The sequence below is a fragment of the Nocardia sp. NPDC004722 genome (assembly GCF_053601505.1).
In genome coordinates, this window is record NZ_JBSGBY010000492.1 from 420 (window position 1) to 6,540 (window position 6,121).

Sequence of the window (6,121 nt, forward strand, 5' to 3'; positions counted from 1 at the left end):
GTCCAACATAAAACTAACCACCACACACCACCTCCCCGTGGCTCTGGGGCTCACCCCCCCCCCCCCGCTTCTTTTGTCTCCGCCCTGAGAGTGAGAGGGGTGCAGGGCGGATCAAATCATCTGCGGCTCAGTGCTTTACCGGGCAGCCGCCGGTGTAGTCGACCTGGAATTCCTTGATGCCGTTGAGCCAGCCGGACTGCAGGCGACGCGGGTCACCCAGCTTGGTGATGTCGGGCATGTGGTCGGCGATGGCATTGAAGATGATGTCGATCTCGAGCCGGGCCAGGTTCGCGCCGATGCAGAAGTGCGCGCCGGTGCCGCCAAAGGACAGGTGCGGGTTGGGATCACGCAGGATATTGAAGGTGAACGGATCGTCGAACACCTCCTCGTCGAAGTTGGCCGAGCGGTAGGACAGCACCACCCGCTGTCCCTTCTTGATCTGCACGCCACCGACTTCCACGTCCTCGAGCGCGGTGCGCTGGAAGGAGCTGACCGGAGTGGCCCAGCGGATGATCTCGTCGGCCGCGGTCTTGGGCCGCTCCTTCTTGTAGAGCTCCCACTGCTCGGGGTTCTCCATGAAGGCGATCATGCCGTGGGTGGTGGCATTGCGGGTGGTCTCGTTGCCCGCGACGGCCAGCATCATGACGAAGAAGCCGAATTCCTCCGGCAGCAGCGCCTCGCCGTCCATATCGGCCTCGATGAGCTGGGTGACGATATCGTCGGCCGGGCAGGCCCGGCGGGCCTCGGCCATTTGATACGAGTAGCCCAGGATCTCGGTGGAGGCGACCACCGGGTCGGCGTCGCTGTCCGGATCGTCGTAGCTGGTCATGTCATTGGACCACTTGAACAGCTTCATGCGGTCTTCCTGCGGCACACCGATCAGTTCGGCGATGGCCTGCAGCGGCAGTTCGGCCGCGACCTGTTCGACGAAGTCGCCGGTACCGGATTCGGCGGCGGCCTTCACGATGGCCTCGGCGCGGGCGGTCAATTCGGCGCGCAGGCCGTTGATGACGCGCGGGGTGAAGCCCTTGGAGATGATCTTGCGGAGCTTGGTGTGCTCAGGCGCGTCCTTGTTGAGCAGGACGAAGCGCTGCAGATCGATCTGTTCGCGGGTGATGTCGTCCTGGAACCGCGGGATGGCGGTGTTCTCGTACGTGGAGAACACGTCGTCGCGGCGCGAGACGGTCTTGACGTCCGCGTGCTTGGACAGCACCCAGAAGCCATCGTCGGTGAAGCCGCCACGTTCGGGCGACTTGGGGTTCCACCAGATAGGAGCCGTGCGGCGCAGTTCGGCGAGTTCCTCGACCGGTACCCGTTGCGCCCACATCTCCGGGTCGGTGACATCGAATCCATCCGGCACTCCGGGCCGGGCTGCAGCGTCCACCACCAGCAGTCTCCTTTGACCAACTGAAACACGTTCTACCGATATTCAAGCACAGGAGGTAAAACAAGAGAAGGGACTGGGTAATAACCCGGAACAGATCTACGTTACTGGTTGTGAACTCGTTGCAGTTCTAATCCGGAAGGACAGACATGGGTACACCCGTCATCGTCGAGGCCGCACGCACGCCCATCGGCAAGCGCAATGGCTGGCTGGCCGGGCTGCACGCCGCCGAACTGCTCGGCGCGGCACAGAAGGGCGTGCTCGAGCGCGCGGAGCTGGACCCGGCGTTGGTCGAGCAGGTCGTCGGCGGCTGTGTCATGCAGGTCGGCGAGCAGAGCAACAACGTGACCCGCACCGCGTGGCTGCACGCGGGCCTGCCCTGGCAGACCGGCGCGGTCACCATCGACAACCAGTGCGGTTCGGCGCAGCAGGCCGCGGGCATGGTGGCCGGGCTCATCGCCACCGGCGCCATCGAGGTCGGACTGTCCTGCGGCATCGAGTCCATGAGCCATGTTCCGTTGGGCGCCAACGTCGGAACGCACGCGGGCCCGCGCCGCCCGGCAACCTGGAACATCGATATGCCCAACCAGTTCGAGGGCGCGGAGCGAATCGCCAAGCGGCGCGGCATCACCCGCGACGATGTGGACGCATTGGGCGAGCGCTCGCAGCGGCTGGCCGCGCAGGCATGGGAGGAGGGCCGCTTCGATCGCGAGATCCTGACGATCAAGGGCGCTCCGCAGGTCGACAAGGAGGGCAACCTCACCGGCGAGTTCGCCGACATCAGCCGCGACCAGGGTCTGCGCGCCACCACCCGCGAAAGCCTCGCGAAGCTGAAGCCCGTGGTGGAGGGCGGAATTCACACCGCCGGCACCGCCTCGCAGATCTCCGACGGCGCGGCCGCGGTACTGCTGATGGACGAAAAGGCCGCGCAGCGTGAGGGATTGCGTCCGCGCGCCCGCATCATCGCGCAGTGCCTGGTGGGCGGTGAACCCGAATTCCAGCTCGACGGTCCGGTACAGGCGTGCGAGCGACTGCTGGAGCGTTCCGGCATGAGCATCTCGGATATCGACTTGTTCGAGATCAATGAGGCTTTCGCGTCCGTGGTGCTGTCGTGGGCCTCGGTGCACAAGCCCGATTTCGATCGCGTGAACGTTAATGGCGGTGCCATCGCGCTCGGCCACCCGGTCGGCAGCACCGGATCCCGCTTGATCACAACGGCTTTGCACGAGCTGGAGCGTTCGGACAAGAACATCGCCATGGTCCTGATGTGCTGCGGCGGCGCTCTCGCGACCGGGACGATCATCGAACGGATCTAGTCCCTCAATGATTTTCGGCCAGGTTGAACGTTCATCCGAGCTGTCGTGAAACGTGGCGTACGCCACACAAACTCCGGTACAGACAAGAAGATGAGACGTCAGCTATCTTAGGGCTACCCGAGGCCCGTCCGGGAAGACCCTCGCGACGGGCCAGAACCGGGGCTCTTAAGCCCTTGGCAAGTACCGTGGGGTTGGCCCGCAAACGCCCAAGCCACAGTGGGTGAACCGGATCACCGCCTAGAAGCTTCAAGGAAATCGCGAATCAGGCGTAGGTTTTCAGTTACTGAGCCGCTAATATCAATGATACGTATCCGAGATAACGACTGTTAGTACAGCGAAGGGAATTGGGCGGCTCACAATGGCTGATTTCGCGGCGCGGCTGAACAAGCTGTTCGAAACCGTGCATCCCCCGGGGCGTAAGCCGCACACGAACGCAGAGGTGGCGGCCGCCTTGACGGCATCCGGCCATCCGATCTCGAAACCGTATCTGTCGCAGTTGCGGTCGGGACAGCGCACGAACCCGTCGGATGAGACGGTGGCAGCACTGGCAAAGTTCTTCAAGGTCAAACCGGACTACTTCTTCAACGACATCTACGCGGCGAAGATCGATCACGATCTCGAGCTGCTGTCCCAGCTGCAGGGCTATGGACTCCGTCGTCTGTCGAGCAGGGCGTTCGACCTGTCCGAAGAATCTCAGAACCTCCTCACCTCTATGGCGGAGAAGTTGCGGGCAAGTGAAGGACTGCCCGAAATTCCTCCGGACGGTACGGAATAGGCCCTGCCACAGAGCAACACAGTGCGGCTAACTCGGAGGCCGCACTGTGTTGGTTTGTTACAGGGCCTACCCCGGACTCGACATAGGGCGGGCTCGGGCGCTGCTTGCAGGGCAGCGCCGGTGCCCCGCCGGACCATACGGTTCGTGTGAAGGATGTAGCACCGGTCTCAGCTCGCTGAGGCCATGTGGCGTAGACCCCTGCGCTGGTGCATTATGCACAAACTTGGCATAACGCCGCCCGGGTGTTCCCGGTCGGTCGAGTGAGTTGTTTTGTGCACTATGTCGTTTTGTGCACTGTGAGTGTTTCGCCCCCAATGCACCAAGACAAGCAAGTCCCGTACCGCCACAACGGCCGGGTTCGATGAGCCGAAACCTCGGATACGAAGTCTCATCGTGAAGACCCACCGGAATGCCACGCCCTTGGCAATCAGCGCGGTGCGGGACTTGCGCATTTGCGACAAGATCGCAAATGCGTCCGTGATCTTCAGACCGCGCAGTGATCTTCGCGTGATCAACTTCGGAGGCGCTGGACAGCCTTCTCGGAGGTGCCGCACCGAGTAATGCGCAACTCTCCGAAACAGTAATGAATTAGTAAATTTCTACCGGCGTGTGGAGCCCGGAATCGCCGAGGGCGCACCCGCCGCGGCCGCGTCGTAGGCGCGGGCGATGGCCTGCACCCAGCCGCGCGGACTGACACCCGCCGGCGGTGAGATCCAGCGGCCGTCGATCACCACCTCGCCGAAGGGATTCCGCGCCCAATCCGCCACCCGTTGGGCGCGCTCGGCCACCGACGTCGGCGGTGCGCCCGCCGCGGCCAGCTCCATTCCGCCGCCGGACTGCAGGTAGAGCGCGTCCATGATCTGCGCGACCTGGTCGGACGCCTTGAGCTGGGTGCCCGATCCGGTCTGATCGTGGGCCACCACCTCGGGGAACCGGGCGATCAGTACGCGATGCAGGGTGCGAATCTGCTTGAGCAGCACGCGTGCTCGCCACCACAGCTCGATCACGATCCACACCGCGCCGATCGCGATGAGCATGGCGGCGAGCTGCCACATCGGCCAGAACCAGCCCTCGTCACCCGGTTTCGGCATCGGCTCGTCGCGCACCTCGCGGCGAATCGACAAGGCCGCCAACGCCCCGACCCCCGCGGTACCCGCGGTGTAGAGCGCGATGCCGCGGCCCAGGGTGGTCCAATCCAGGTTGCGCACACCGGTGATCACGATGAAGACGCACTCCAGCAGCACGATCACCCAGCCGAAGGTGAGCGACCAGGCCAGCGTCAGAATCATGGCGATCGCGCCGCCCGCGTAGATCATCATGCCGATCTGGCGCAGATTGCGGCGCGAGACCACCGGCCAGGCCGCGGCCGCGACCACGGAGGTGGCGGTGGCGAACATGATCCACGCCGCGGTCACCACCCGATCACCCAGCCACTGACCGTGCACACCGCCGGGAGCCAGATGATCAACGGCCAGACCGATTTCCGGCACTCCGACCGTCACCGCGAGCGCGACGGCGGCCACCGCGAGCACGATCGCGACGCGAGCCGTCGTCGCGGGCTTCACCAGCACGCGTCCGACACGTGCACCCGAGGCCATCCAGACCAACATGGCCACCAACCAGAAAGTCATCCCAGTGCCTCGTCGAATCGAAGGACCGAGACGCCCGCGCCTCGGCTGTTGAACACGCGCAACCGGGTCATGAGCATGCTCGCGAAGGTCTCCGCCTCCCACTCGCACTGTTCGTCGTCACCCAGGTCGACGGCCTTCTGGTGCGCGCGCTGGCTGAGCATGTACGCGATGAGATCGTCGCTGGCCTCCAGCACCACCTCGGTCGCCGCCTCGCCCGGATGGTCGAAGACGATGTGGCCGAGTTCGTGCGCGAGGGTGTGCTCGCGGCTGGGCAGCGCCTGCGCGAGCACGATCACGTCGCGGTCGGGATAGCTGCGGCGCTGACCGCAGACGCCGGGACCCAGTTGGGCACTGGCGATCTCGATGGGCCGCCGCCGCTCCGCCGAGATGGCGAGCACCACCTCGTCCAGGTCGGTGGCGTCGAAATCGGCCGCCACCGCGCACACCGCGTCCACCGCGGCGGCCACCCGCCGGTAGGACCCGATGCTATGAGCCTTGCTCTCGGTCATCGCGGTCCCCTCACGCCCTCGGTCCGAAGAATGCCGCGCGCGCGGCGTCCACGCGCCCCTGGGCGGCGGACGCGCTCTGGAAACTGACCGCGCCGGAACCGGTACCGGCCAGCGCCATGGCGATCAGCCCGCCGATCACCGACAGCACCTTGATCGGCGGCATCGGGGTGTTGTTCGAGGTCGGCTTCACATCCGGATTCGGTTGCGCCAGTACGGGAGCGGGGACGGGAGCCGGTGGTGGCGGCGGGGGCGGCGCGGGCTCGGCCTCCGGTGCGGGCACCGCGGCCGGGGCGACCAGCGCGGGCAGCGCGGGAACGGCGGGCGGCTGCGGAATCTCCAGCGGCACCGGCGGAACCACGGCGGGCGGTGTCGGCAGCGGAATCAGCAACAGCAGCAGCGGGGAGGCGCAGACGGCGGCGGAACCCAGCCCCGCCTCCTCCGTGGACCAGTTTCCGGCACAGGCCAGGACCAGCCACGATCCCGGCGACGACGCCCCGTGGTCCTCC

5 protein-coding genes and 1 pseudogene are annotated in these 6,121 nt (G+C 65.5%); 2 read left to right on the forward strand and 4 right to left on the reverse strand.

Annotation, left to right across the window (positions count from 1 at the left end):
* Positions 1-127 precede the first annotated feature (127 nt).
* Positions 128-1,327, reverse strand: a complete 1,200-nt coding sequence (locus ACWELQ_RS34310; RefSeq protein WP_452401183.1) for a cytochrome P450 — start codon at positions 1,325-1,327, stop codon at positions 128-130.
* 206 nt (positions 1,328-1,533) lie between these two features.
* Between ACWELQ_RS34310 and ACWELQ_RS34315 the strand changes: the two genes are divergently transcribed.
* Positions 1,534-2,700: a steroid 3-ketoacyl-CoA thiolase gene (locus ACWELQ_RS34315; protein WP_452401181.1), complete on the forward strand. Its 1,167-nt coding sequence runs from the start codon at positions 1,534-1,536 to the stop codon at positions 2,698-2,700.
* A gap of 358 nt (positions 2,701-3,058) precedes the next feature.
* A complete protein-coding gene (locus ACWELQ_RS34320; RefSeq protein ID WP_011207048.1) occupies positions 3,059-3,475 on the forward strand; it encodes a helix-turn-helix domain-containing protein in 417 nt (138 codons plus the stop codon).
* Between the two features lie 599 nt (positions 3,476-4,074).
* Here ACWELQ_RS34320 and ACWELQ_RS34325 read toward each other — a convergent pair.
* The 3 genes and pseudogenes from ACWELQ_RS34325 to ACWELQ_RS34335 all read right to left on the reverse strand — a co-directional run.
* A complete protein-coding gene (locus tag ACWELQ_RS34325; RefSeq protein WP_452401182.1) occupies positions 4,075-5,106 on the reverse strand; it encodes a hypothetical protein in 1,032 nt (343 codons plus the stop codon).
* Positions 5,103-5,615, reverse strand: a complete 513-nt coding sequence (locus ACWELQ_RS34330; protein WP_379354452.1) for an ImmA/IrrE family metallo-endopeptidase — start codon at positions 5,613-5,615, stop codon at positions 5,103-5,105. The genes ACWELQ_RS34325 and ACWELQ_RS34330 overlap by 4 nt, the downstream gene beginning before the upstream one ends.
* A gap of 10 nt (positions 5,616-5,625) precedes the next feature.
* Positions 5,626-6,121 (reverse strand): annotated as a pseudogene (locus ACWELQ_RS34335) (hypothetical protein); the annotation flags it as partial.